Origin of the sequence: Mycobacterium syngnathidarum, from assembly GCF_001942625.1 — a bacterium.
Taxonomy (GTDB): domain Bacteria; phylum Actinomycetota; class Actinomycetes; order Mycobacteriales; family Mycobacteriaceae; genus Mycobacterium; species Mycobacterium syngnathidarum.
In genome coordinates this window covers 199,922-226,381 of sequence record NZ_MLCL01000001.1, presented here as the reverse complement: position 1 = coordinate 226,381, position 26,460 = coordinate 199,922, and the positions used below count along the sequence as shown (strand labels likewise).

The 26,460-nt window shown below is 67.5% G+C and carries 22 protein-coding genes; 15 read left to right on the top strand and 7 right to left on the bottom strand.

The features are described 5' to 3' along the window. Nucleotides 1-130 precede the first annotated feature (130 nt). Both BKG60_RS01090 and BKG60_RS01085 read right to left on the bottom strand, forming a co-directional pair. Nucleotides 131-346 (bottom strand): hypothetical protein, encoded by a 216-nt coding sequence (locus tag BKG60_RS01090; protein ID WP_070186427.1) that lies wholly within the window; start codon nt 344-346, stop codon nt 131-133. Nucleotides 347-360: 14 nt separating this feature from the next. Continuing rightward, nucleotides 361-1,212: a hypothetical protein gene (locus BKG60_RS01085; protein WP_070943767.1), complete on the bottom strand. Its 852-nt coding sequence runs from the start codon at nt 1,210-1,212 to the stop codon at nt 361-363. Between the two features lie 220 nt (nt 1,213-1,432). On the opposite strand from BKG60_RS01085, the gene BKG60_RS01080 reads away from it, so the two are divergent. The 10 genes from BKG60_RS01080 (at nt 1,433) to BKG60_RS01035 (ending at nt 10,632) form a co-directional block, all read left to right on the top strand. Then, nucleotides 1,433-1,846 carry a hypothetical protein gene (locus BKG60_RS01080; RefSeq protein WP_070943768.1) on the top strand — a complete coding sequence of 138 codons (414 nt, stop codon included), beginning with the start codon at nt 1,433-1,435 and terminating at the stop codon, nt 1,844-1,846. Nucleotides 1,847-1,896: 50 nt separating this feature from the next. Further along, nucleotides 1,897-2,334 carry a Fur family transcriptional regulator gene (locus BKG60_RS01075; RefSeq protein WP_070943769.1) on the top strand — a complete coding sequence of 146 codons (438 nt, stop codon included), beginning with the start codon at nt 1,897-1,899 and terminating at the stop codon, nt 2,332-2,334. Nucleotides 2,335-2,447: 113 nt separating this feature from the next. Continuing rightward, nucleotides 2,448-2,975: a hypothetical protein gene (locus tag BKG60_RS01070; protein ID WP_070943770.1), complete on the top strand. Its 528-nt coding sequence runs from the start codon at nt 2,448-2,450 to the stop codon at nt 2,973-2,975. Between the two features lie 17 nt (nt 2,976-2,992). After that, on the top strand, nt 2,993-3,634 hold the full coding sequence (locus BKG60_RS01065) for a sensor domain-containing protein (protein ID WP_070186468.1): 642 nt from the start codon (nt 2,993-2,995) through the stop codon (nt 3,632-3,634). A gap of 76 nt (nt 3,635-3,710) precedes the next feature. Continuing rightward, complete coding sequence (gene egtA / locus BKG60_RS01060; protein ID WP_070943771.1) at nt 3,711-4,982, top strand: ergothioneine biosynthesis glutamate--cysteine ligase EgtA; 1,272 nt, start codon at nt 3,711-3,713, stop codon at nt 4,980-4,982. Further along, entirely contained in the window at nt 4,979-6,253 is a 1,275-nt protein-coding gene (gene egtB, locus BKG60_RS01055) for an ergothioneine biosynthesis protein EgtB (protein WP_070943772.1), read from the top strand. The genes egtA and egtB overlap by 4 nt, the downstream gene beginning before the upstream one ends. Further along, complete coding sequence (gene egtC, locus BKG60_RS01050) at nt 6,253-6,945, top strand: ergothioneine biosynthesis protein EgtC (RefSeq protein ID WP_070943773.1); 693 nt, start codon at nt 6,253-6,255, stop codon at nt 6,943-6,945. The genes egtB and egtC overlap by 1 nt, the downstream gene beginning before the upstream one ends. Beyond that, nucleotides 6,942-7,907, top strand: coding sequence for an L-histidine N(alpha)-methyltransferase (gene egtD / locus BKG60_RS01045; RefSeq protein ID WP_070943774.1), 966 nt, complete (start codon nt 6,942-6,944; stop codon nt 7,905-7,907). Before egtC ends, egtD begins: the two co-directional genes overlap by 4 nt. Next, nucleotides 7,904-9,019, top strand: coding sequence for an ergothioneine biosynthesis PLP-dependent enzyme EgtE (gene egtE / locus BKG60_RS01040; protein WP_070943775.1), 1,116 nt, complete (start codon nt 7,904-7,906; stop codon nt 9,017-9,019). The genes egtD and egtE overlap by 4 nt, the downstream gene beginning before the upstream one ends. A 269-nt stretch (nt 9,020-9,288) precedes the next feature. Continuing rightward, nucleotides 9,289-10,632, top strand: a complete 1,344-nt coding sequence (locus BKG60_RS01035; protein ID WP_070943776.1) for an HNH endonuclease signature motif containing protein — start codon at nt 9,289-9,291, stop codon at nt 10,630-10,632. 93 nt (nt 10,633-10,725) lie between these two features. Here the strand turns inward: BKG60_RS01035 and BKG60_RS01030 are convergent, their stop codons facing one another. Beyond that, nucleotides 10,726-11,409, bottom strand: coding sequence for a class I SAM-dependent methyltransferase (locus tag BKG60_RS01030; RefSeq protein WP_070943777.1), 684 nt, complete (start codon nt 11,407-11,409; stop codon nt 10,726-10,728). An 18-nt stretch (nt 11,410-11,427) separates the two neighbouring features. Further along, a complete protein-coding gene (locus BKG60_RS01025) occupies nt 11,428-12,897 on the bottom strand; it encodes a glutamate-cysteine ligase family protein (RefSeq protein ID WP_070186467.1) in 1,470 nt (489 codons plus the stop codon). Between the two features lie 48 nt (nt 12,898-12,945). Here BKG60_RS01025 and BKG60_RS01020 point away from each other — a divergent pair, with 48 nt between their 5' ends. After that, the gene (locus BKG60_RS01020; protein WP_070943778.1) at nt 12,946-14,082 is read left to right on the top strand and encodes an acyltransferase family protein; all 1,137 of its coding nucleotides are present in this window, start codon (nt 12,946-12,948) and stop codon (nt 14,080-14,082) included. On the opposite strand, the gene BKG60_RS01015 is transcribed toward BKG60_RS01020, so the two are convergent. Next, on the bottom strand, nt 14,012-14,725 hold the full coding sequence (locus BKG60_RS01015; RefSeq protein WP_131823359.1) for a DUF5336 domain-containing protein: 714 nt from the start codon (nt 14,723-14,725) through the stop codon (nt 14,012-14,014). The genes BKG60_RS01020 and BKG60_RS01015 overlap by 71 nt on opposite strands. 15 nt (nt 14,726-14,740) lie before the next feature. Further along, the gene (gene eccE / locus BKG60_RS01010) at nt 14,741-16,447 is read right to left on the bottom strand and encodes a type VII secretion protein EccE (RefSeq protein WP_075909007.1); all 1,707 of its coding nucleotides are present in this window, start codon (nt 16,445-16,447) and stop codon (nt 14,741-14,743) included. A gap of 62 nt (nt 16,448-16,509) precedes the next feature. Between eccE and eccB the strand changes: the two genes are divergently transcribed. Further along, nucleotides 16,510-18,015, top strand: a complete 1,506-nt coding sequence (gene eccB / locus BKG60_RS01005; RefSeq protein ID WP_075909006.1) for a type VII secretion protein EccB — start codon at nt 16,510-16,512, stop codon at nt 18,013-18,015. On the opposite strand, the gene eccD (BKG60_RS01000) is transcribed toward eccB, so the two are convergent. Next, nucleotides 18,016-19,527: a type VII secretion integral membrane protein EccD gene (gene eccD / locus BKG60_RS01000; protein WP_239252103.1), complete on the bottom strand. Its 1,512-nt coding sequence runs from the start codon at nt 19,525-19,527 to the stop codon at nt 18,016-18,018. Nucleotides 19,528-19,572: 45 nt separating this feature from the next. Here eccD (BKG60_RS01000) and eccCa point away from each other — a divergent pair, with 45 nt between their 5' ends. Genes eccCa through mycP form a run of 3 tightly spaced genes read left to right on the top strand, consistent with a single transcriptional unit; the run spans nt 19,573 to nt 26,401 of the window. After that, entirely contained in the window at nt 19,573-23,586 is a 4,014-nt protein-coding gene (gene eccCa, locus BKG60_RS00995; RefSeq protein WP_075909005.1) for a type VII secretion protein EccCa, read from the top strand. Next, nucleotides 23,583-25,019, top strand: a complete 1,437-nt coding sequence (gene eccD, locus BKG60_RS00990) for a type VII secretion integral membrane protein EccD (RefSeq protein WP_083650182.1) — start codon at nt 23,583-23,585, stop codon at nt 25,017-25,019. The genes eccCa and eccD (BKG60_RS00990) overlap by 4 nt, the downstream gene beginning before the upstream one ends. Further along, complete coding sequence (gene mycP, locus BKG60_RS00985; protein ID WP_075909004.1) at nt 25,019-26,401, top strand: type VII secretion-associated serine protease mycosin; 1,383 nt, start codon at nt 25,019-25,021, stop codon at nt 26,399-26,401. The genes eccD (BKG60_RS00990) and mycP overlap by 1 nt, the downstream gene beginning before the upstream one ends. The last annotated feature ends 59 nt before the right edge of the window (nt 26,402-26,460 follow it).

Below are 26,460 nucleotides of genomic sequence, written 5' to 3'. Positions count from 1 at the left end.
TTCTGAGCGCCGATCCCATCACGCCTCTGCGCCGCTTTCCACCGTAGGGCTGTGGTTCGCGTGTGCGCGCAACCCCTAGGAAGAAAACGCCGTCGACCGCCGGGCAGCGCCTGGGTGCCCCGCAGGAAATCTAGATTGCGGTGAGTTCTTTACCGGTGAAGTACCGTGAATGCGTGCGCTGCAGAGTCTCCAAAGACTTGCTGGTCAGAGCGGCGATTTCGATATCCCCATCAACGCGTTCAGACTCCAATTGAAGGCGCATCCGCATCGCGTCACCAGGGTCGTCAAACTCACGCACACGCCGTTCGCGGGTGCGCCGGTTGAACTCGACTACGAATCCAGGCATATGTCCCTCAACTCCTAATATCTGTCGAGCATACGTCGCACCTCAGTGAGCGTGCCCAGATACTCGGCCTGTGCAGCGTCTTGTCCGTCCCGCATATCCTGAGCCCGTTGCTCTAGCTCCTCAAGAAGGGCGACTGTCTCCAGATATTGCCTTGTCACCTTCTTCGCCACGGGCATCCGTTGTAGCGATTCCCGTGCAATCCTCATCTCCGCTTGAGTCTTCACAAGTTTGATCTTGGACCGCTCGTTGCGTGCCAGGGTGTCGGCCAGCTGGTGCATCAACTCAACTATTTCGCGGGCGTCTTGATCCTCAGGCATTTCGTTGTAACGGATACCCCGGCCGAGGAGATCGCCGATCCGCTCGTAGGTGTTGGCCCAGGCGCTCTGGCCAACCGTGCGAATCTGAACCTCTACGCGGCCGCCTGGCAATCGCAGCCAGACGTGGACGGCGCGGTAGCCGCTGTGGGGATTGTCGCGTAGATCCCGCACCCGGGAGCGTTCGCCGAAGTGTGCGGCGATTTCTTCTGCAAGCGCTGTCTGCACATCAAGGGTGATATCAGCGTCAATACGTACGCCGGCGAGATCTTGGACCTGGTCGAGCGTCAATCTCGGTTCCCGCTGCAGCTTCTGCACCAGTGTGTCGACGGTCTTGGGTCGAGCGGTGATGTCGAATCGGTCGGGCGGGCAGGCTTGCCAGTTGGTGATGTACAACGTGGTGGCCACCTCGGCCGCCAGATCGTTGTGCCAGAGCATCACGGCGTTGTACCGATCGTGCACTTCGGTGGTCGTGCCACCGGCCGCCAGCGCGTCGCCCAGCCGCCTGAGGTCGCCATTGGTCCACTGGGGAGTGCTGTTGAGAATGCTCAATGGCCAGCTTTCATGGGTCGTGAGTCGTCCAGTAGTAGATTCTGCGCGCCGCTTTCTACCGCATGGCTGTGGTTCGCGTACGCGAGCAGCCCCTGGGCAGAAAACGGCGTCAACCGAGCGTCAAACGGCGGCCTGGCCAAGGAAGCGCCCGCAGCGCTTTCAAAGCGGATTCACAGCCAATTCTTGATCGGCACCTCAACAGTGCTCGCATGCTCGTGTCATGACTGAAACACCCCGTGAACCTGTGACGCAGCCTGTCGCCACGACCGAGCCGGCGCCCGCCGCCGTCGCGCCCACCGAGAACAAGCCGAGCCGTCTCATGCAGGCGCTGGCCTGGGTCGGCATCGCGGCCGGCACCGTCTTCATCGTCGCCGTGGTCTTCGGCACCGGGTTCTTCCTCGGTGCGCATTCCGGCGACGGTTACGGTCATCACCATCGCGGAGGCCACGACCGCGGCGGCATGATGATGTTCCATCGCGGCGGCCCCGACGGCGGGCCGGGTCGGATGGGACCGCCGCACGGCATGATGCCGCCGTGGGGTCCCGGCCCCGGCTCGTTCGGCCCAGGTGGCCCGGGCAGTGGTTCAGAGCGGTCTGAGACCCCGGCGACACCGGCACCGCCTGCGCGACCATAATCACAGCCCGCTCTTTTGGACTGACTCCAAAGAGCGCGCATACTGGAGCCGTGACCACGGTGCATGTCCACGACCCCAAGGCCCTGTTGCGGGCCGCTGGGTTGCGCGTGACTGCACCGCGGGTCGCGGTTCTGCAGGCTCTGGCCGACCATCCGCATTCGACTGCAGACGATGTGGCCGGTCTGGCGCGTGAGAACCTCGGCTCGGTGTCCACCCAGGCGGTTTACGACGTCCTGCGGGCCTGCGTGAACGCCGGTCTGGTCCGTCGTATCGAACCTGCCGGTTCCTCTGCGCGCTATGAGACCCGCGCCGGCGACAATCACCATCACCTGGTCTGCCGGGTGTGCGGTGCAGTTGCCGACGTCGATTGCGCGGTCGGGGAGACCCCGTGTCTGGAACCCTCTGACCTGGCCGGTTTCGCAGTTGACGAAGCCGAAGTCGTGTTCTGGGGAGTCTGCGCGGATTGCCAGACAGCCGCCCCCAACTAGACCACTCTGCAGCCCAACGGACGCCCCGGCCACTTCCCCTTGGTGGCCGGGGCGCCTTGGTTTTCGCCCAAGCGTTGGGTGGGGTCGGCCGAATCGTGAGATTCTCGCTATCCATGACCCGCAATCGGCTTCTGGTCGCCGCGCTGCTCGCAGCGCCGGTGCTGGCCGCCGGGTGTAGCGCGGGCACCGAACCCGAGCGCGGTGCGGCCATGGTCTTCGCGGTCGGCGATTGCGTGAGCATCCCGGCCGCCAGACCCGATGCCCCGCAAGTCACGCGGGCCGGCGAGGTCTCCTGCGACGTCGACCCCAGCTACACCGTCGGGGCCATCGCCGACGCCAACGGCGCGTGTCCGAGCACCGAATATCAGCACCTGCCCGCCCAACTCGCCGATCCGTCGACCACGCGCTTGTGCCTGGTCCCGAATCTGGTCGCCAACCACTGTTACGAACTCGGCATGCCCGCGGGCATGGTCGAACGTGCCGACTGCACCGCGCGCAGCGTCCGGGGCCCGGGCGTCATGGTTCAGGTGACCCAACGGCTGGACGTGCGGGACGGGTCGGCCTGCCCTGCCGAAACCGGGCACTACGCCTGGCCGTACCCGTCGCCGGCGCGAACCTATTGCACGCGGACGGTTCACTAACTGGCATGATCGAGGCCATGCGTGCCCTGACTGTCGGTTTCGGGCTGGCCGGTCTCGCGCTGGCATTGGCTGCACCTGCTGGTGCGCGTCCCTCAGATCCCGGTGTCGTGTCCTATGCCGTCATGCCCAAAGGCTCGGTGGGCAACATCATCGGTGCCCCGATGACGTGGGAGTCCCAGTTCACCTCGCCGTTCCAAGGTTTTTCGGTGGAGAACCCGGTGTGCAACAACTGGGCCGACATCGGCCTCCCCGAGGTGTTCAACGACCCGGATCTCGCGTCGTTCAACGGAGCCACCACCCAGACCGCCGCCAACGACCAGAGCCATTACGTCAAGCAGGCGATCGGCGTCTTCGCGACGGCCGAGGCCGCCGACCGTGCCTTCCACCGCGTGGTGGACCGCACCAACGGCTGCTCGGGGCAGACCACCGCGATGCACCTCGACAACTTCGTGACCCAGGTGTGGACCTTCACCGGCGGCCCGGCGAGCGCCACCGACGCGGACTGGGTGAAGCAGGAGGCCGGCACGGACCGGCGCTGTTTCAACACCACCCGCAAACGCGAAAACGTGCTGCTGCAAGCCAAGGTGTGCCAGTCCGGCAACGCGGGCCCAGCCGTCAATGTCCTGGCAGGTGCCATGCAGAACACGCTGGGCCAGTAGAACATGTCGGTCCGATCTGGATGATGGAACAGAACCGAGCCGTTTGATCCGGTGAGGACCGGGAGGGGTGGTTGCTGTGGCAGTACCCGTCAGGACCGATGCGGCCCGGTTGGCTCCGGTCGAGTTCACCAGCGCCGAGGATGCCGCGGCGTTCATCGAAGCCCGCTGTTTGGATGACGGGCCGGTGGGGCAGGTGGGCCTGGAGATCGAGGCGCATTGTTTCGACCTCGCGGACCCGCTGCGGCGTCCGGGCTGGGATGAAATCTCCGACATCATCGCCTCGGTGCCCGCGCTGCCCGGCGGCAGCCGGATCACCGTCGAGCCCGGCGGCGCGGTCGAGCTCTCTGGCCCACCGGCCGAGGGATCGTCGGCTGCGATCACCGCACTGCTGGCCGATCGAGCCGTGTTGCGCGCGGAGTTCGAGCGACGCGGCCTGGGCCTGGTGCTGTTGGGCGCCGATCCGGTGCGGCCCACCGAGCGGGTCAATCCGGGCCTGCGCTACCAGGCCATGGAAACGTTCTTCGCGGCCAGCGGTTCTGCCGGGCCCGGTGCGGCGATGATGACGTCGACCGCCTCGGTTCAGGTCAACCTCGACGCCGGCCCACGCGACGACTGGTCCCGGCGGGTCCGGCTGGCACACGCCCTGGGGCCGACGATGATTGCCATCACCGCGAATTCGCCGATGCTGGGCGCACGATTCACCGGTTGGAAGTCGTCGCGGCAACGGGTTTGGGGTCAGCTGGATTCCGCCCGCTGCGGCCCGATTCTGGGGGCCGACGGAGATGATCCGGCCAGTGACTGGGCGCGCTATGCGCTGCGGGCACCGGTGATGCTCGTCAACACCCCGGACGCGGTGCCCGTGACCAACTGGGTCCCGTTCGCCGACTGGGCCGACGGGCGTGCGGTACTGGGCGGCCGCCGCCCCACCGAAGCCGACCTCGAATACCACCTCACGACGCTGTTCCCACCCGTGCGGCCGCGGCGCTGGCTGGAGATCCGCTACCTCGACAGCGTGCCCGACGCCCTGTGGCCCGCAGTGGTATTCACACTGACCACGCTCCTGGATGATCCTGAGGCTGCCGCGATCGCCACCGAGGCCACGGCACCGGTGGCCACCGCATGGGACCGGGCCGCCCGGATCGGACTCACCGATCGGCGGCTACAGGAGGCGGCGATCACATGTGTGGCGGCCGCGGCGGAACGGGCCCCGGTGGCATTGGCGGAATCGATGGAGCAGCTGACGCGTTCGGTCCAGGAGGGACGCTGCCCGGCCGACGGCTTCGCCGACCAGGTAGTAGGTCATGGAATCGCTTCTGCGATGAGCCAACTGGTGAAGGGCGAGCTTTGATCAACCGCGAGGCGCTGGCACTGCAGCTCACCCGGGCGCGGGAACGTACCCTGCGTCTGGTCGACTTCGACGACGCCGAATTGCACCGCCAGTACAGCCCGTTGATGAGCCCGCTGGTCTGGGATCTCGCCCATATTGGTCAGCAGGAGGAACTGTGGCTGCTACGGGGTGGTAATCCAGACCTCCCCGGCATGCTCGATCCCGAGGTGGACCGGCTCTACGACGCCTTCGTACATTCCCGCGCCAGCCGCGTCGAGCTTCCCCTGCTGCCGCCGGCCGACGCCCGCACCTACTGCGCCACGGTGCGGTCGCGCGCGCTCGACGCCCTCGATTCCCTTGACACCGACGACTCCGGCTTCAACTTCGGGCTGATCGTCAGCCACGAGAATCAGCACGACGAAACCATGCTGCAGGCGCTCAATCTGCGGTCCGGGCCGCCACTGCTGGACACCGGCAGTGCGTTGCCCACCGGTCGCCCCGGTGTGGCCGGTACCTCGGTGCTGATCCCGGGCGGCCCGTTCGTGCTCGGTGTGGACGAACTCACCGAACCACACTCGCTGGACAACGAACGTCCTGCCCATGAGGTGGACGTGGCTGCGTTCCGCATCGGCCGGGTACCGGTCACCAACGCCGAATGGCGCGAGTTCATCGACGACGGCGGCTATCAGCAGTCTTGTTGGTGGTCGCAACGCGGTTGGGCGCATCGGCAGGAGGCCGGTCTGGTGGCGCCCCAATTTTGGGGGCCGGAGGGCACCCGCAGCAGGTTCGGTCACATCGAGTCCATCCCGGGTGATGAACCGGTGCAGCACGTCACGTTCTTCGAAGCCGAGGCCTACGCCGCCTGGGCCGGCGCCCGTTTGCCCACCGAGGTCGAGTGGGAGAAGGCCTGCGCTTGGGATCCGGCGGCCGGTGCCCGGCGCCGATTCCCCTGGGGTGCATCGGAACCCACCGAAGCACTGGCCAACCTTGGCGGCGAGGCCCGTCGGCCCGCCCCGGCAGGGGCGTATCCGGCCGGAGCCTCGGCCTACGGCGTTGAGCAGATGCTGGGCGATGTCTGGGAGTGGACCACCTCGCCGCTGCGGCCGTGGCCCGGCTTCACCCCGATGGTGTACGACCGCTACACCGAGCCCTTCTTCGACGGTGACTACCGGGTGTTGCGCGGCGGCTCGTGGGCGGTGTCCGCCGACATCCTGCGGCCCAGCTTCCGCAATTGGGACCATCCGATCCGGCGGCAGATCTTCGCCGGTGTCCGTCTGGCCTGGGACGTCTGATGTGCCGGCATATCGGGTGGCTCGGTGCGCCGCGATCGGTGGCCGCCCTGGTGCTGGATCCGTCGCAGGGGCTGCTGGTGCAGTCGTATGCGCCGCGTCGGCAGAAGCATGGGTTGATGAACGCCGATGGTTGGGGCGCAGGTTTTTTCGACGACGGTGTACCGCGTCGGTGGCGCAGCGACAAGCCGTTGTGGGGTGATGCCTCGTTCGCGTCGGTCGCAGCCGCGCTGCGCAGTGGGTGCGTGGTCGCCGCGGTGCGTTCGGCAACCATCGGCATGCCCATCGAGCCGTCGGCCTCGGCGCCGTTCACCGACGGACAGTGGTTGCTCTCGCACAACGGGATCGTGAATCGGGCAGTGTTGCCGTTGACCGGGGTTGCCGAATCCACCGTGGACAGCGCCGTGCTGGCCGCGCTGATCTTCTCCCGAGGCCTGGACGCACTAGGGTCTACGATCGCCGAGGTCGGCGCGTTGGATGCCAATGCCCGGCTGAACATCCTGGCCGCCAACGGTTCTCGTATGCTGGCCACCACCTGGGGTGACACCTTGTCGATGCTGCGGCTGCCGGACGGCGTCGTGCTCGCCAGTGAGCCCTACGACGACGATCCCGGCTGGACCGACATTCCCGACCGCCATCTGGTAGACGTCTCAGACTCGCGCGTCGAGCTCACCCCACTGAAAGGTTCGGTATGACGCTCACCCTGTCCAATTATCTGGCCGCCGATTCGGCTGCCACCGCGCTGCGCCGCGATGTGCGCGAAGGGCTGGCGCAATCGCCGAAGATGCTGCCGCCCAAGTGGTTCTATGATTCGGTGGGCAGTGATCTGTTCGACCAGATCACCCGCCTGCCCGAGTACTACCCCACGCGCACCGAGGCGCAGATCCTGCGCGATCGCTCGTCAGAGATCGTCGCGGCCGCCGGTGCCGACACGCTCGTCGAGCTTGGCAGCGGCACCTCGGAGAAGACCAGGATGCTGCTTGACGCCATGCGCGACGGTGCGCAGTTGCGCCGGTTCATCCCGTTCGACGTCGATGCCGGGGTGCTGCGGGCTGCCGGCGCGGCGATCGGCCAGGAGTATCCGGGCATCGAGATCGACGCGGTGTGTGGTGATTTCGAGGAGCACCTGGGCAAGATCCCTTCGGTGGGGCGCCGCCTGGTGGCCTTCCTCGGTTCGACGATCGGCAATCTGACACCCGGTCCACGCGCGGAGTTCTTGGCCTCGCTGGCCGAGACCCTGCGGCCCGGTGACAGCGTGCTTTTGGGCACCGATCTGGTCAAAGACGCCGACCGGCTGGTCCGTGCCTACGACGACAGTGCCGGTGTGACAGCAGCGTTCAACCGCAACGTGCTCTCGGTGGTGAACCGCGAGCTCGGCGCTGATTTCGATCTCGACGCCTTCGAACATGTGGCGAAGTGGAATGCCGACGAAGAGCGAATCGAGATGTGGCTGCGGGCAGAGTCGCCGCAGCGGGTGCGGGTGGCGGCGCTGGATCTCGACGTCGATTTCGGCGCCGGCGAGGAGATGCTGACCGAGGTCTCCTGCAAGTTCCGGCCCGATGGGGTGGCCGATGAACTGGCGAAGGCCGTTCTGCGGCAAACACATTGGTGGACCGACGAATCCGGTGACTTTGGCTTGTCGCTGGCGGTGAAATGAGCCTCGCGCAGCAGTGGGCCGACGCCCGCCCGAAGGTGGCCGGGCTACACCTCGACAGCGGTGCCTGCTCGCGGCAGAGCAACGCGGTCATCGATGCCGTCGCCGCACATGCCCGCCATGAGGCCGAAGTCGGCGGCTACGTGGCTGCCGAGGCGGCAGCGCCGGTGCTCGCGGCAGGCCGGGCGGCCGTGGCCGCACTCACTGGGCTCGACGCCGACAACGTGGTTTACACCTCGGGCTCCAACCATTCCCTGGATCTGTTGCTCGGCAGTTGGGCGGGGGAGCGCACCCTGGCCTGCCCGTCCGGCGAGTACGGGCCGAACTTGGCGATCATGGCTGCCAACGGTTTTCAGGTGCGCGCGTTGCCGGTTGACGGGGATGGCCGGGTCGTGGTCGAGGAGGCGTTGCGTGCCCTGGTGTCGAATCATCCGGCGCTGGTGCACCTGACCGCGCTGGCCAGCCATCGTGGAGTGGCTCAGCCATTGGCCGAGATGGTCGCGGCGTGCCGCGAGGCGGGCGTGCCGATCGTGGTCGACGCCGCGCAGGCCTTCGGGCATCTGGACTGTAACGTCGGCGCCGACGCGCTCTACTCGTCGTCGCGCAAATGGCTGGCTGGGCCACGCGGCGTGGGGTTCCTTGCGGTACAGCCCGGATTGGTGGCGCAACTGCAACGGCGGGTGCCGCCGGCCGACTGGGATGTGCCGGTGACGGTGCTGCAGAGTTTCGAGCACGGTGAGCACAACGCCGCGACCCGCATCGGATACTCGGTCGCGCTGGGTGAACACCTTGCCGCCGGACCGGAAGTCGTCCGGGAGCGGCTCGCCGAGGTGGGCCGCGCAGCGCGGCAGGTGTTGGCCGGCGTCCCCGGATGGCGGGTGGTGGAACCCGTCGACGAGCCCACCGCGATCACCACGCTGGAACCCACCGATGGCGCCGATCCGGCCGGGGTGCGCGCCTGGTTGATCGTCGAACGCGGAATCGTCACCACCGCATGTGAACTCGCGCGGGCGCCGTTCGAGATGGCCAAGCCGGTGCTGCGGGTTTCACCCCACGTCGACACGACGGCCGAGGACCTGGAGCAGTTCGCGGAGGTGTTGCGGGACGTGCCGTAGTCGACGGCGGTTACGCAACTCGTAGAACGACTTTCGGGTGGTGTCGTCCCCGGTGTCCTCCGGATGTGACCCCTTGCGGTAGGTCATCACGGGGCGTAGGATCGAACACAAGTTCGAATAGAAGTTCTCCCCCGGAAGGGCAACTGAAGCTTCGCCCGCGCCACTGGCTCGACACGTTCCTGGGACGCCAGGACCTGCCGGAGTCGATATTTGTCGACCGCACCGCACGCCCGCGTGCCACCGTTTTGTTGAAAGCTTGGGTATCTGTCATGGACGCCACCTATCTGGACACCGTCATTGATGTGCTCATCGATGACCTCACCCCGTCACCGACTCCCGACGAGGACGCTGATCGCCGGTTGTTTCATCTACTCGATAGTCCCCGGCGGGTGGTTGATGACCAGCCGCTGCTGGCGGTCCTCGCGGCTGCGGTCATCGCCGGCAACCTGTTCGATTTTGTGATCGCCCAGGCAGTCGCAGCGGCTGAACGCGCCGGGATCCCAGCCCGCCAACATCTACGCACCGGGGCGGACCTGTTGACTGGGCTGGGTGTGGCCCCTGCGGCGGCGTATCGGGCAGCACGAGTCGGACGCGTCGCGCACACCTTGCCCGCGGTGACTCGGCAGCAACGTCTCGGGGCGTTGGGCATCGACTTCGCAGATGCGGTCGGGAAGGGCGTCAAACACATCCACGACCGTGTCGAGCTATCCGACGAGGACAGGGCCCAGGTGGTGCGGGCCCTGATGATCCAGAACACGCCGTCGGCAGTGAACGCGAAGGCTCGCGAGATTGCGATCAGCCGGGCGTCGGCCCAACCAGCGCAGGAGGCGGTGGTGCCGGTCGCCGAGAACACCGAACTCAACGAGATGACCCTGAACCAGAACGACGACGGCCGCATCAGCGCCACCCTTGACCTCGATGCGCTCACCGGTGAAGAACTGTTCGCCGCATTGGACCCGCTGTGCCGGCCCGTCCCACTGCCGGATGGATCGCCCGACCCCCGCTCGACCACCCGGCGGCGTGCCGACGCGTTCGGGCAACTGGTCCGTGATTACCTGTCCCACTCGGGCCGCCCCAGCTCCGGCGGAGTGCTCCCGCACGTCACGCTCATCCGGCCCGCCCACCCGACGACGCCTGCGGAGGCGGGGGTGTTCGGTCAGCGGCGCGTGGACAGGCTCGGCTTCACCGGGCCGATCAGCACCGCGACCGCGGACCTGATCGCGTGCGACTGCACGGCCGAGTCGGTCCTCATCGACGAGAACCAGGCGCCCCTGGACGTGGGCCGCGCTGAGCGACTGTTCCCGCCCCGCATCCGCAAGGCCTTGGCCGTACGGGACCACGGGTGCGCCTTCCCCGGCTGCGGCAGACCCGTGTCCTGGTGCGACGCCCACCACATAAACCCGTGGGGCACAGGAGGAATCACCAGCCTCGACAACGGTGTCCTACTCTGCCGCCACCACCACACATTGATTCACCACAGCGGCTGGCAGATCTACCTCGGACCTGACCGCCATCCCTGGTTTATCCCACCACACGACCCGGCAGGCCCCGAACCATCACACCTGCGCTCACACGCACGCCGCACCCTCACCGCCATGCCGACCGCCGCATAGCGAACTTCTCGACGTTGTTTGACACCTACACAGTGAAAGCCGCAGGAATGCGGCGGGTTCGGCGGTAGCTGGGCAGGATCGCCGGGCCCGCCGTTACCCCGCCTTGTGCGCGGTCAGCAAGAAGGCCGGGAACTTGATGCGGCCCTTCTCGTCGAAGTCGTGTTCGGGCAATTCGAACGGAACATCGGCCGGCATCGCGACAGCATTGGCGTGGATGAACGCGGGTCGGATCTCGTCGATCTCCCAGTACTTCGACACCGCTGCGCGCAGCTCGTCCTCGTCGACTTCGTTGGGCTTGGTCTCCAACTCCGCCGGGAACGCGCCCTTGGCGAACACCAGCACGTAGTAGTGCGCACCCGGGGCCGACGCGCGGTGGATGGAGCGCAGGTACCCGTCGCGGCCTTCGACCGGCAGGGAGTGGAACAGGGTCGAATCGATCACGGTGTTGAACCGGCCGTCATAACCGGTGAACGACGTGATGTCGGCCTGGGCGAAGCTGGCTGTCGACAGGCCGCGCACCTGCGCGGCGTTGTTGGCTGCGGCGATCGCCGTCGGGCTCAGATCCAGCCCCACGACGGTGAGGCCGTCGGCGGCCAGCGCCAGCGACAACTCGGCATGGCCGCAGCCCGCGTCGAGCACATCGCTCTCGAACTTCCCGGCCTGGTGCAGCGCGGCGAGCTCGGGCTGTGGCTCACCGATATTCCACGGCGGTTGGCCCTCGAAACCTGCTTCCCCCTTGTATGCGCCATCCCAGTCCAAGACCTGTCCAGATGTCATGGTTCCAACGTACGCGCCTCAATCCCAGGTATGGACGGGCTCATTGCTGTGCATCCGCTGGATGTACAGCCGCAGCATCTCCGCCAGCGCCTTGGGCCGGGCCAAACCTTGTGACTGCAGCTTGTGCACCGTTGCCACCTGCCACGTCGCCCCCGTCCGGCCGGTCTTGGCGCGACCTTCGATCACCCCGAGGTAGCGATCGCACACCTCAGCGGCCACCCCCCAGCGGCGCAACCCGTCGTGCGCCATCGGGAGCAGCTTGCGCAGCACCAACTCATCGGGGGTCACCTCGCCCAGGCCGGGCCAATACAGCCGGGCGTCCAGGCCGTGCTGAGCGCCCTCCACGAAATTGTGGTGGGCCGCCGCGAAGCTCATCTTGGTCCACAGCGGCCGGTCTTCTTCGGACAGCGTTCGCAGCAGACCGTAGTAGAACGCCGCATTCGCCAGCATGTCCACCACGGTCGGCCCGGCCGGCAGCACGCGGTTCTCCACCCGCAGGTGGGGCACGCCGTCCACCACGTCGTACACCGGACGGTTCCACCGGTAGATGGTCCCGTTGTGCAGCCTCAGCTCGGCCAGCTGGGGTGCCCGGCCCGCCGCGAGCTCGGCGACCGGATCCTCGTCGGACAGCTCGGGCAGCAGGGACGGGAAGTACCGCACGTTTTCTTCGAACAGGTCGAAGATCGAGGTGATCCAGCGCTCCCCGAACCAGACCCGCGGCCGCACGCCCTGGGCCTTGAGTTCGTCGGGACGAGTGTCGGTGGACTGTGTGAACAGTTCGATGCGGGTCTCGGCCCACAGCTGATGCCCGAAGAAATACGGCGAATTCGCCCCGACCGCGAGCTGCGGGCCGGCCAGCACCTGGGCGGCGTTCCAGTTGCGGGCGAAGTCGGCGGGGGAGACCTGCAGGTGCAGCTGCATGCTGGTACAGGCCGACTCGGGCGCGATGGACGCCGACTGCAGGCTCAGCCGTTCCGGCCCGGAGATGTCGATGGGCATGTCCTCGCCGCGCGCGGTGAAGATCGAGTCGTTGAGCGCCTGATATCGGGTCGACTGGCTCATCCAGCCGTCGGAAAGATGCTCGGGCATCAGCGTCGGCAGGATGCCCACCATCACGATGTGCGCGCCGTCCTCGCTGGCCTTGATCTCGGCGGCGTTGAGGCTGCGCCGCACCTCCTCCTCGAGGTCCAGCGCGGCGCGGCCGGGCAGCGGCCGCGGCGGAACGTTGAATTCGATGTTGTAGGCGCCTAATTCGGTCTGATAGGCCGGGTCGGCAATGGAGGCGAGCACTTCCTGGTTGGCCATGGCGGGCTGGTACTCGTCGTCGACGAGGTTGCATTCGATCTCCATGCCGGTGAGCGGACGCTCGAACTCGAAACCCGACTGCGCCAGCATGGTTTCGAACACGTCCAGACACAGCTGGACCTTGCGCCGGTACTCCTGCCGGTGCGCGCGGCTGAACTCGGTGTTCTTGACCTCTTCACCCACACCGCGATGCAACAACGCCAGCGGTCGTGCGCGCAGCAGAATGGCCAAATGACCTCACGGGACGACGACGATCAGGGTGGGCTCGAGCAGATTGCCCACCCTGATCGCGTCGCCTCGCTGACCGGGGTGCGCGCCGTGGCCGCGATGACCGTGATGGGGACGCACGCCGCCTATGGCACCGGCCTGCTTTCCCAGGGCTATCTGGGTCTGATGAGCGCCCGCCTCGAAGTGGGGGTGGCGATCTTCTTCGTGCTCTCCGGGCTGCTGCTGTTTCGCCCGTGGGTGCGGGCCGCTGCCACAGGAGTCGACGCGCCGAGCACCTCGCGCTATGCGCGAAACCGGTTCCGCCGCATCACGCCCGCCTATGTCGTCACCGTCCTGATCGTCTACGGCATCTATGAGCTGCGGCCAGTGCAACCCAATCCCGGGCACACGTGGACCGGCCTGCTCCGCAACCTCACCCTCACCCAGATCTACAGCGACAACTACTTCACGGACTACCTGCACCAAGGGCTGAGCCAAATGTGGAGCCTGGCGGTGGAGGTCGCCTTCTACGCTGTGCTGCCGCTGCTGGCATATCTGCTGTTGGTGGTGTTGTGCCGCAGGCGTTTTCGGCCCATACCGTTGCTGGCCGGTCTGGCGGCCCTGGCCGTGGTGAGCCCGTTGTGGCTGGTGCTGCTGCACACCGCCGAATGGATGCCGGTGGGCGGCGGCACCTGGCTACCGCACTACCTGATCTGGTTCGTCGGAGGGATGACGCTGGCAGTGCTGGGGGCGATGGGGATGCGGGTCTATGCGCTGGCGGCGCTACCGCTGGCGCTGGCCTGCTATCTGGTGGTCTCCACGCCGATCGCGGGCCTGGTCACTTCGCCGGTCCTCGACCTGTCCGCGGACCTGGCGAAGACCCTGTTCTATGCGGTCATCGCGACTCTGGTGGTGGCCCCGCTGGCTTTGGGTGGGGACGGCCTCTACGCCCGGCTCATGGGCAGTCGACTAATGGTGTGGCTGGGGGAGATCTCCTATGAGATCTTCCTGCTGCATGTGGTCGCCATGGACCTGGTCATGGAGTTCGTATTGGGCTGGAACGTCTACACCGGTTCGGCCACCGTGTTGTTCATCGTGACGTTGGTGGCCACGGTGCCTGCGGCGTGGCTGCTACATCGCCTGACTCGGCCGCGCGGGTAGTGGCCGGGCCGGCGCCCGCCCGCCCGGGCGGGGCCGCCAAGCCGTCGGAATGAGCGGGCGGGGAGTCGGTGGAACGGCCGTAATCCTGTTGCGGCGAAAGCAGATCGGCGTAATCGCCGTACTGGGGTGCTTGGTGGGTGGCTTGGGATTGTGCGTAGGCCTGGGCATAAGCCTGACCGTATGCGGAGCGTTGCGACGAATCGGGTTGGGTCACCGCGCTCTGCTGGTAGTACTGCTGCACCGCCTGGTTGTAATAGTCGAGGTAGGCCTCGTAGCCGCCGGCGACGGTGGCCGCAGCCGGCGCTTCCGGTGCCAGCCACAGCGCCGCGACGGCCGCCGCGGTCTGCAGTCCGTTGAGCACCGCGATCGTGGTCAGAACCCATCCAGAGGCTTCTGGGGAGGAGGCCAGGGCACTCGACAGGGCATCGAGGAAACCCGCACCGGCCAGAAGGGCGGGGAGCCAGAGGCGGGCAGACTGCTTGGGTAGCAGGCCGATTGCCGCGGCCAAACCGGCCAGCACGGCGAACCTGACGTGCCAGTCATTGCCGCCGCCATCGGCGGCCGGGCCGAAACTCACGCCATAGGCCACCAGCCCCAGCACGACCACCGCGATCGACAGGTTGCGGTGAAGCGGATTGGCCACGATCACTCCTTCACGTCAGTCAGTGCTGTTCGCGGATGCTCGCAGATAACGCATCTCATCGTCGGTGGCGACCATCGTGACCACCGCCGAGCCGGCCTGGGTGCTCACCTTGACGGTGTCGTGTTCCAGTGAGATCAGGTCCAGGACCACGTCGGCCTGCTCCGATGGCCGGCTGTTCGGTGGGGCGAGCACCATGCTGGTCACCCCGATCCGGACGGATTGCTCGGGAACCCCGTCGAACATCTCGACGGTGTAATTGCGCTCCGCGCCGGCCTGGATCGCGCGCCGGTTGAAGTCGGCAACCCAGAGCAGGTCATGGCGCCCGACCACCTCGACCATGTCGCGCCAGAACGCCGGACGGCGGCTGTGCACGAGCACCCGGGCGCCCAGGGCCAGTGCGCGCAGCACCACCTGCTGGGCCAGATGCAGCGTGCCCACGATCTCCACCCGGCGGATCTGGGGGCCGAACACCGGGAGGGCGACGGCCCGTCCCTGCTCGTCGGCGCCGATCACCTGGCCGCAGCCCGAGGCGGGCAGCGCCAGATCACTCAACGCATCGCCGCGAAGGCCCGACGCCCAGTGCTCGATATGGCCGCTCCCGGGGACCGTCGGGATCGGAAGTGTCGCAGCGAGCGCGGAAAACTGCTGACCGTGAAGCGGAATGAGACCGCGCAGCTGGGTGGGGACGCGCACATCGCTGTCGAAGCGGACCAGACCGCGAACCTGGACCACATCTTCTTGGCTGCCGTGATTCGGGTCCTCGCGCAGCGACAGGCACACCGTGGTGGAGTAGCTGGGCACCGTCCACAGCAGTCCGAGGCCCGCCGTGGTCAGCATGTCCGGCTCCACGGCGAAGCTGGACAACCGGAAGTGGCCTTCGCGGCAGTCCTCCCAGGTTTCTTCGACGGTGCCGAGATTGACGCCGTCGCTGAGCTCATTGGTGGCCGCCGCGATGCCGCTCGCAGACAGGAACTGAGGCTGAAGGCCCGCCTCGGCGAGCCGGTTGGCGACGCGGCGGGTGGCGGTGGTGGCCGCGCGCAGGATGCCGTCGCGGTCCCCGCCGCGGCGGCGGACCGCCTCGGCGCAGCGTGACGGATTGAACCGCACGGCAATCCACACCGTGCGCTGGGCGATCGCGGGCAACGGTCCCAGCACTGAGTCGTAGACGGCGGCGACGTCGGTGTGGCCGGCCGAGCGGGCGCCCTGACTGATGATGTCGATGGACTCGAGCGTGATGTCGAACTGTCGCAGGCAGTCCAGCAGGGCCTGGACGGGAACCATCTCACCCGACACCGTGACCCCTGGCTCCAAAACGGTCAGCGCCCTGGGGTTTTCGTCGATCTTCAGCAAGGACAGCAAAGTTGTCCCGTTCCAACGGAATCCGACCTGCAGACCGTCGGGGGTCGGTACGTCGAACGGCTCGGCGGGCAGCGAGCTCGGCCCGCCCTTACCCGTGCGACGTCGCCTGTTGCGGACAAACCTCGCGCGTAGTGCGAGCGACCGCGGCGCAGTCGTGCCCGAGACGACCGGAGCTACCAGCAGCAACCCCACCACCAAGCCCGCCGCCGCACCCTGCCAGCCGGGCCGGTGCAGTAGCTGGGCGACGACGATGCCGACGGCGACGACAATTTGCAGGGCGACCAGGTCGACCAACGGGACGAGCCGCTGCGGCCCGGTATCGCCGGCGGTGGTCAGCTTTGCTGCGAAAGTCAATGGACGCATCGCTTTTCAAATAGGCGCTCGGACGTCGTGTCGAGGTGGTGCGGACGTGCTAAACACTACGCATGCCAGCGCAAGTTACCACTCGCGCACAGGTGAACGGCTACCGTTTCCTGATCCGCCGCCTTGAGCACGCGCTCATCCGGGGCGACTCGCGGATGATCCACGATCCGATGCGCGGTCAGATGCGTGCCCTGATCGTGGGGGTGGTGATCGCTGTCCTGATCACCGGGGCGTCGGCGGTGATGGCGTTCTTCAAGCCCGCACCCAATATCGGCGACGCGCAGATCGTGCTGAGCAAGTCCAGCGGTGCGCCGTTCGTACGGATCGGTGACCAGATCCACCCGGTGCTGAATCTGGCTTCGGCGCGGCTGATCATCGGTAGGAACGACAGCCCCAAGCAGGTCGACGACAAATTCCTCGACGTCGTGCCGCGCGGGCCCATGGTCGGCATCGTCGGCGCGCCGGCCAGCATCGACCGCGGTGACGACCTGGCGATGTCCTCGTGGACGGTCTGCGACAACCTGTTGATGCCGGCCGTCACCGAAACCACCGGCATGCCCAGCCTGCAGACCACGGTGCTGGCCAACGACCCGGTGCTCGACGGCGGCATCCGCCCGGCCGACCCGGCCGAGGCGATCCTCACCGAATCCGGCGGCACCACCTACCTGATCTACCGCGGTGTGCGGGCGCCGATCGATGTGTCAGATCCGGTGCTGGTCAACGGGCTTCACCTGCAGGGCGCGGCCACCCGGCCGATGTCGTTGTCCGTGCTCAACACCTTCCCGCTGGTCGCCCCGATCACGCCGGTGGCCGTCCAGGGCTCGGGGGAGCCGGGACCGCTCGGGCCCGACCACCCGGTGGGCGCCATCGTCAAGTCCGTGGACTCGCGCGGCGAACAGCTCTATGTTGTGCTGCGCGAAGGTCTGCAGCCGGTGTCGCAGGCCGCCGCCGACGTGATCCGCTACGGCGCATCCGGCGAGGTGGCCACCGGGCAGGCTGCCGAGATCCCCCCGGCGACGCTGGCGGAAGTGCCGACCGTGCATCGGCTGGCGGTCGACCATTACCCGCTGAAATCACCGAGGATCGTGCCGCCCGACCCTGATCGAGTGGTGTGTATGGGCTGGCAGCGGTCCAACACCGACGCCCGCGCGAACGTGCGACTGTTGGTCGGACACCGGTTGCCGACCGCCGAGGGCGCGCAGATGGTCCGGCTGGCCAGCGCCGACGGCAGCGGGTCAGGTGCCGATTCGGTGTACCTGACGCCCGGTGCCGGGGAATACGTGCAGGCCACCGGCGGTGATCCGGACAGCCGCTCGACGGGGCAGCTGTTTTACGTGTCCGACACCGGAGTGCGTTACCACATCAAGGATCTGCCGACGGCCGACGTGCTCGGGGTCAGCGGGGTCAAGGTGCCCGACGGCCCGGCCAACGCCCCGCAGTGGGCGCCGTGGCCGGTGCTGTCGCTGTTGCCGGCCGGACCGGAGCTGTCCCAGGAAGCGGCCCTGGTCGCCCACGACGGCATGGCTGCCGACCCGGACAGCAGCAAGGTGTCGACGGGCAAGCCTTAGTCACAGGCGCATCTCCCGGAAAAACGCGTACACCCGGATGATCCAGAAGCACAGCGGGAACAGCGAACCCACGGCGATGTATTCGAGTATCTCGACCTGCCGCCGTGCCACCGGGGAGAACTCGCGCAGCGGTGCCACCAGCCCGCAGGCCAGGACCAGCACCATCAGGGCGAGCAGCACCACCACGGCGCGGACCTGCCACCCCTCGACGTACAGCGCGGTCTTGAGGATCACGGCCACCGCGATGATCAGCCCGCTGCCGATGAGTGTGGCCGACTGCACCAGGTCGTGGTGGCCACGACCGCGCAGGCACAGCACCGTCGCCACCATGAGCGCGAAAACTGTTCCTTGCCAATAGAACCCGTTGGTGACGTCCACCGCCAGGTAACAGCCGACCGGGGCTGCCAGGGCCGCCGCGACAAGAATCCCGGTGAGGTGCTGATTGGCCCGCCGCACCCGGCTGATCAGATTCTCCTCGGTGGGGATGATCTGCTTGCCGATCGCGTTGACGCCCTCGACCGTGGGGCCACCCTGGGTCTCGATGTCGTCGAGCGGTTCACCTGCCGTCGGCACCCGGGGTATCGGGAGTTTCGACAGCCCGATGGTCACCCGGGGGGCGAGATAGACGACGATAACGGCCGCGGTCGCGAGCAAAGCCCCGACCGTCCGAATAGGCGGCTGCCACAGCAACATTGCCGTCGAACTGACGCCGCCGAAAACGCACGTCGCGATGATCGCGGTGTACACCGCCGATCCGCTGCCCGAGATGAGGAGCACCAGCAGCGCGCCGAACGCAGTCAGGGCGAAGGCCATCGGCAGCGATGTCACACCGGAACCGCCGGGCACCAGGTACAGCGAGCCCGTGAACAACAGCGGTGTCGACACCGCGGTGATCCAGCCCGTAGCCGCTGCCGCCGCCGGTCGGTGCGCCACCAGGCAGGCCAGCAGCAGCCCCATCGCACCGAGGGCCAGCACCGCCGCGGGCACCGCCGGCTGGGCGGCCCAACGGGGCAACACACCGGCGAGCGTGACGGCGGCGGCTGCGGTGACACCGAAACCGGCCAGTGCATGCGCGTTGCCGGTCAGCCAACTCCGGACGGTGCCGGGGCCCTCATCTGCGCCGCGGGTGTCGTCGACGTCGTCGAACAGCAGGGGGCTGACCGGCTGGCCGACCGAGCAGATCATCAACAGGTCGCCGTCGCAGACCCCTGCTTCGGCGAGGGACAGGTGCGGGGCGATCGGAGTTCCGCCGAGCGGGGCCAGTGTCCATCGCCCGTCGGCTGCGTCGAACTCGACGATCGCGTCCTGCGTGGTGATCTGTTCATTCGCGATATCGATGACATCGGGAATGTACTGGGCGATGCTGACGTGTGCGGGCAACCCGACGTCGATGTTCAATTCGCCGACGACCAGGGTCAGTCGGCTGAGTTCGGGTTCAGCTTCGGGTTCGAGCTCTGACTCAAGTAGGGTCACAATCCAGTCGGCCTCCTGCGCAATGGGATTGCTCGACACGAACAATACCCAGCATCCGGTGCCAGCAGCTTCGGGGAGGGAAGGTTGAGTACCCAGGGGTTTGTCCGCCGCCTACGGGTGGCGCCGCCGCGGATGCCCGGCGGCGAGGTCAACCTGGCTCCACCGCCCGAGGTGCCGCGGGCCATCCCGGGCAATCTGATGATGCGCCTGATGCCGTTCGTGATGGTGGTCGCGGTGATCGGCATGATCGCGCTGATGGTCACGGTCGGCGGCCGGGACATGGCCAGAAACCCGATGTTCCTGCTCTTTCCGATGATGATGATCATGTCGATGGTCGGCATGTTCATGGGCGGCGGAAACCGCAATGGCAAAGCCGCCGCCGAGCTCAACGAAGAACGCAAGGACTACTTCAGCTATCTGGCGAACCTTCGCGAGGAAGCCGACACCACGGGTGCCGAACAACGCACGGCGCTGGAATGGAGCCATCCCGATCCGCGGGCACTCGGCGACGTCGTGGGCACCCGGCGCATGTGGGAGCGGCGGCCCAGCGACGCCGACTACTGCCACATCCGGGTCGGTATCGGGACCCACCGGCTGGCGACGCGGTTGATGGCGCCCGAGACCGGCCCGCCCGAGGACCTGGAGCCGGTGTCCACGGTGGCGCTGCGCCGGTTCGTCAAGACCCATTCGGTGGTACATGCGTTGCCGACGGCGGTGTCCCTGCGGGCGTTTCCCACCATCACCTTCGAAGGGGAGCGCAAGCTGGCTCAGCAGCTGGTGCGCTCGATGGTGTTGGAACTGTGTACCTTTCACGGTCCCGACCATGTCCAGGTGGCAGTCGTCACGGCCAATCCCGACGGTGAGAACTGGAGCTGGGTCAAATGGCTGCCACACGCACAGCATGCCTCGACCCGCGACGGCATGGGGTCGATGCGGCTGCTGTTCCCCACCCTGGAGTTGATGGAGACCGCGATGTCTGCGGAGCTGGCCGAGCGCGGCCGGTTCACCCGCAACGCGCAGCCGACGCAGGGCCTCAAGCAACTTGTCGTCGTACTGGACGACGGATTCGTCACCGGAGATGAGCAGCTCATCACCGATGCGGGCCTGGACAGTGTGACGCTGCTGGACCTCAACGGCCTGCGCGCCGGGGCCTCGGCTCGGCGCAGCCTGCAGCTGGTCCTCGACGGTGACGACGTGGCCGCCCGTACCGCGGTGGGGGTGGAGCGGTTCGCCACCCCGGACACGATCACGATCCCCGAGGCCGAGACCACCGCTCGGCGGATCGGCCGCTACCGTCCGGCGAACGCCGCGCACATCGTCAGCCTGGAAGCCGATTCGCGGGCAGTCGATCCAGGACTGATGGCGCTGTTGAAGATTCCCGATGCGGCCGGCATCGTGCCTGAACAGGTGTGGCGGCAGCGGTCTCCGCGCGAGCGGCTGCGGGTGCCGATCGGCATCACTCCCAACGGTCAGCCCATCGAACTCGACATCAAGGAGGCTGCCGAAGGCGGCATGGGCCCGCACGGGCTGTGCATCGGGGCCACCGGCTCGGGCAAGTCGGAGTTCCTGCGCACCCTGGTGTTGTCCATGATCACGTCGCACTCACCTGAGCAGCTCAACCTGGTACTGGTCGACTTCAAGGGCGGGGCGACGTTCCTCGGCCTCGACGGGATCGCCCACATCGCGGCCATCATCACCAACCTCGAAGACGAGCTGACCATGGTGGACCGCATGCGCGACGCGCTGGCCGGTGAGATGAACCGCCGCCAGGAGTTGCTGCGCGCCTCCGGAAACTTCCCGAACGTCACCGAATACGAACGGGCCCGCGCAGCCGGGGCCGACCTCGAGCCGCTGCCCGCGCTGTTCGTCGTGGTCGACGAGTTCTCCGAATTGCTTTCGCAGAAACCGGACTTCGCCGAGCTGTTCGTGATGATCGGCCGGTTGGGCCGCTCGCTGCACATGCACCTGCTGTTGGCCTCGCAGCGGTTGGAGGAGGGCAAGCTGCGTGGCCTCGACTCGCACCTGTCCTACCGGATCGGCCTCAAGACGTTCTCCGCGGGTGAGTCGCGCAGCGTCCTGGGCGTGCCCGACGCCTATCACCTGCCCAGTGTGCCGGGTTCGGCCTTTCTGAAATGCGATGCCTCCGAACCGATCCGGTTCAATGCCTGCTATGTCTCCGGTGACTACGTCAAACCACGGATCTCGGCACGCACCGGGCGGGTGACCCAGTTGGGGGCGCTGGCGCCCAAGTTGTTCACCGCCACACCGGTCAAGAAGGATCCGGTCCCCGAGCGGGTGCCGCTGCCGCACGAGATGCCCGAGGCCGAGCCGAACGGGATTGTCGCCGGCCCGTCTGGACCTGTGAAGACCACGCTGCTCGACATGGTGGTCAGCCGGTTGCGCGGCCACGGCAGGCCCGCCCACGAGGTGTGGCTGCCGCCGCTGGATGACAGCCCCGCGGTCAACGAGCTCCTGCCCGAATCGGATTGGTCGGCACCGCAGAATCTCAACGGTCGGCTGTGGATGCCCATGGGTGTCGTGGACCGGCCCTACGATCAGCGTCGCGACGTGCTCATGGTCGACTTGTCCGGCGCGCAGGGCAACGTCGCGGTGGTCGGCGGTCCGCAGTCGGGCAAGTCCACCACGCTGCGCACGCTCATCATGTCCGCGGCCGCCACCCACACTCCCGAGCAGCTTCAGTTCTACTGCCTGGACTTCGGCGGCGGCACGCTGACCAGCCTGGCGAAGTTGCCCCATGTCGGTGGAGTGGCGGGCCGGATGGACGCCGACGCCATCCGCCGCACCGTGGCCGAGGTGGCCGGGGTGTTGCGCAGCCGTGAGCAGCTGTTCCGCGAACTCGGCATCGAATCCATGCGCGACTTCCGCCAGCGCAAGGCCAAAGGCGAGGTGAGCCAGGACAAATTCGGCGACGTGGTGCTGGTCATCGACGGGTGGGCGTCCATCAGGAGCGATTTCGAGCAGCTCGACCCGGTGATCCAGTCACTGGCCATCCAGGGCTTGTCCTACGGCGTACACCTGGCGATCACCGCCTCGCGCTGGATGGAGATCCGGCCTGCGGTCAAAGACATGCTCGGCACCCGTGTCGAGCTGCGCCTCGGCGATCCGATCGACAGCGAGGTGGCCCGCCGCTCGGCCGAACTTGTTCCGATCGGACGTCCCGGGCGCGGTATCAACTCCGAGCGTCTGCACATCCTGATCGGGCTGCCGCGGCTGGACTCCAGTTCCGGGGTGGAGGATCTGCCTGCCGGGGTGGCCGAGGCCGTCGAGGCGGTGCGTGCCCACTATCAGGACCGCGAGGCGCCGAGGGTGCGGATGCTGCCGCACGACGTGAATCGCGAGGATGTCGTACGGGTCGCCCGCGAGGCCGGACAACTCGGCAAGGCCCGCATCGCGATCGGCATCAACGAGGAAGAACTCGCCCCGGTGGTGCTGGATTTCGATGCGCAACCACACCTGGTGGCGTTCGCCGATACCGAATGCGGAAAGACCGGCCTGCTGCGCAACATCGCCGCCGGCGTGATGGAGAACGCCACTCCGGTCGAGGCCAAGATCATTCTGGTCGACTTCCGTCGCTCGATGCTGGGTGTCGTCCCCGACGAGTACCTCGGCGGCTATGCCACGGCGCCGCAGTCGTGCACGGACCTGATGACGGCGCTGGCCGGTGCGCTCAAGGATCGGCTGCCGCCCGACGACATCACCCAGCAGCAGCTCAAGGAACGGTCCTGGTGGTCGGGCCCGGACCTGTTCGTGATGATCGACGATTACGACCTGATCCCAGGTGGCTCGCTGAGCCATCCGCTGGGACCGCTGGTCGAATACCTGCCGCAGGCCCGCGACATCGGGCTGCGCGTCGTGGTCACGCGCCGCAGTGGCGGCGCCGGGCGGGCGATGATGGATCCGATCGTCGGACGTCTGAAAGACCTGTCCTGCAACGGTTTGGTGATGAGCGGAAGTAGAGACGAGGGCGGACTGTTCGGCGGGTACAAGGCCGGCCCGATGCCTCCCGGCCGCGGCATGCTGGTCTCCCGGACCAACCGTAGCGGCGTGGTGCAGCTGTCGAGGATGCCCGACCTGTGACCGGGATCGAGGAGCTTCGCGCGGTGCACGTGGTGTCCGCGGCACCCGAGGCGATCCGGGTGTCCGTGGTCGGCGGGCGGACCCAGCTCGACGTCGCGCTGCCTGCCGACGTTTCGGTGGCGGCTTTTCTTCCTGAGCTGGCCCGGTTGATCAAGTCGCGGGACGAAGAACGCAGTGACGACTTGGCCGATCGCGACGAGCGGCGGACGTTCTGGGTGCTCAGTCGTGAAGGCCAGGCCGGCGCAGGTGCGCTCGAGCCCGACCGGAGCTTGCGCCAGGCCGGGGTGAAAAACGGCGAACTGTTGCGACTTTCGGCTCGGCAGGCACTGTCCCCGCCCGCACTGTACGACGATGTTGTGGACGCCGCGGCTCGGCTGAATCGCGCTTCGTATGCGGCATGGGACGCCACCGCCGCGCGGATGACGGCGTTCGCCGGGCTGTGGTTGTGCTCGGCGGTATGGGTCGGGCTGCTGCTGGCGCCCACCCTGGCGGCCCACCGGACGGTGATCATGGTGGCCGCTGCGCTGATGCTGGTGGCTCTGGTGGCCGGCGCGGCGCTCGTGCGCCGGGTGCTGGGCCGCCCCGACATCGCTGCAGCGGTGGGGCCGTCGGTGATCGCGATCGGCACCGCGGCAGTCTGGGTGGTGGCCGCCCCGCGGGGTGCGGTCGGGCTGGCTGTTGGTTGCGCAATATTGTTGGGGCTCAAGGTGTTCTGTTACCGGCTGATTTCTGCCGGGCACTGGACCTACATCGCCGCGGCCGTGTTGCTGAGTTTCGGTGTCGCGGCGTTCGCTGCCCGGGCGTTGGGCGCACCGGTGACAGTGGTGGCCACCCTGACCGCAGTGATCGCGGTGTTCGGGTGCCTGGCGGTGCCGGTGCTCACGGCACGGCTGGGCCGATACCCGGTGCCGTCGGCCGCCACATCGCACACCGAGGACCCGTTCGCGACGTCGGCGGGGCAGACCCCGCCGACGGGCACTCCGATGCCCAGCGCGGAACAGGTGTGGGATCGGGTGCATTCAGCGGTGTTGACCCGCTCCGGCCTGCTGGCCGGTGCGGCAACCACCGCGCTGATCGGCTCCACCGTGCTGATGCGGGTCGACACGGGTTGGGCGGCATTCGCTTTCGCCGTGGTCTGCGCTGCGGTGCCGGCCTTGCTCAGCCGGAGAGCGGAGACCTGGCCGGAGCGGGCGGCGCTTGCCGTGCCCGGCTGTGCGCTCGCGCTGGTGGTCTGCGTGCAAGCCCAGGCCGGGGCGTGGCCGTTGCAACTGACCGGTGTCTGCCTGCTCGCGGCGCTGGCCGTTGGCGGTGTCGCGGCCCCGTACGTTCGCCGAATCCGAACCGTTGCGCCCTATCTCGAATATGTGGCCGTGGCCGCGGTGATCCCGCTGGCACTGTGGCCGCTCGGACTGTACGAACGGCTGGGCGGCTAATGAGCGCCCGGCGGTGCGCGGCGGTGGCGACCGTCGTGCTCACGGTGGTGCTGTCGGGCTTCGGTGCGCCACCGGCCGGTGCGGTCACACCCCCGGTCGTCGAACCCGGACCGCCGCCGAGCGGCCCCGTCGCACCGGCAGAGCCCACCGAACAGAAGTCGATCTGCGGCGTCCCCACCGGCGTACTCCCCGGCACCGACTTCACCAAGCAGACCAGCGCGGAAGCCATGCTCGAGTACCGCAAGGCCTGGCGCTTTTCGCGCGGCGCCGGGCAGAAGGTGGCGGTGATCGACACCGGCGTCAACCGTCATCCGCGCCTTCCCGCGCTGGAAGCGGGTGGCGACTATGTGTCGAACAGCGACGGACTCGTCGATTGCGATGCCCACGGCACCCTGGTTGCCGGCATCATCGGGGCGGCGCCGGCCGAGGGCGACAGCTTCGCCGGGGTCGCGCCCGAGGCGGCGATCCTGTCGATCCGGCAGAACAGTGGTGCCTACAGTGTCGCGGGCACCAGCAGCACCCAGAACGACGACCCCAACGCGACATCGGTGGGCTACGGGAACACGCACACGCTGGCACTTGCGATCGTCCGGGCGGTGGACCTCGGTGCCACGGTGATCAACCTGTCGGAGGTGGCCTGCGCTCCGGTCGCGGCCGGCATGGATGATCGGGAGCTCGGCGTGGCCGTGCGCTACGCCTATGAACGCAATGTGGTGGTGGTGGCTGCGGCCGGAAATTTCAACTCCCAGAGCATGTGCAACTCGCAGAACAACATGAACGATCCGAACCAGCCGTTGCACACCGGATGGCACAGTGTCAGCACCATTGCCAGTCCGGCCTGGTTCTCCGACTATGTGCTGGCCGTCGGCGCCGTGACCACGTCGGCCACCCCGGCCGACTTCAGCCTGCATGGGCCGTGGTTGGCGGTGGCCGCCCCCGGCGAGCGGGTCACCTCGCTGGATGCCGGCGGGCCCGGCCTGAGCAACGCCCAGTTGGGCCAGCAGGGCCTGGCACCGTTGAACGGCACGAGCTTCGCGGCACCGTTCGTCTCTGGTGTGGTGGCGTTGATCCGCTCGCGCTACCCCGGCCTGACCGCCGGTGAGGTGATGGATCTGGTCGAGCGGACAGCCCGCACGCCGGGGAATGGACCCAACCAGGCCACGGGTTATGGAGTCGTGGACCCCGTCGCCGCACTGACCTATCAGCTCCCGCCCGAGCCCGCCGAGCGCGACGTCACCGCCGCTTCACCGATCAGCGGCCCGCCGCAACCTGATGCGGGTAATGTGCGGGCGCGCAGGATCGTCTTCACCGTCACCGCGGCGTGTCTTGCGTTGATGGTGGCGGCGGTGGCGGTGTCTGCTGCCCGGCGGCGGACCAAGTGAGTTAGGGGGAAAATGCCGGACGAGAACCGACCGATCGGCGAGCCCACATCGCTCGACGA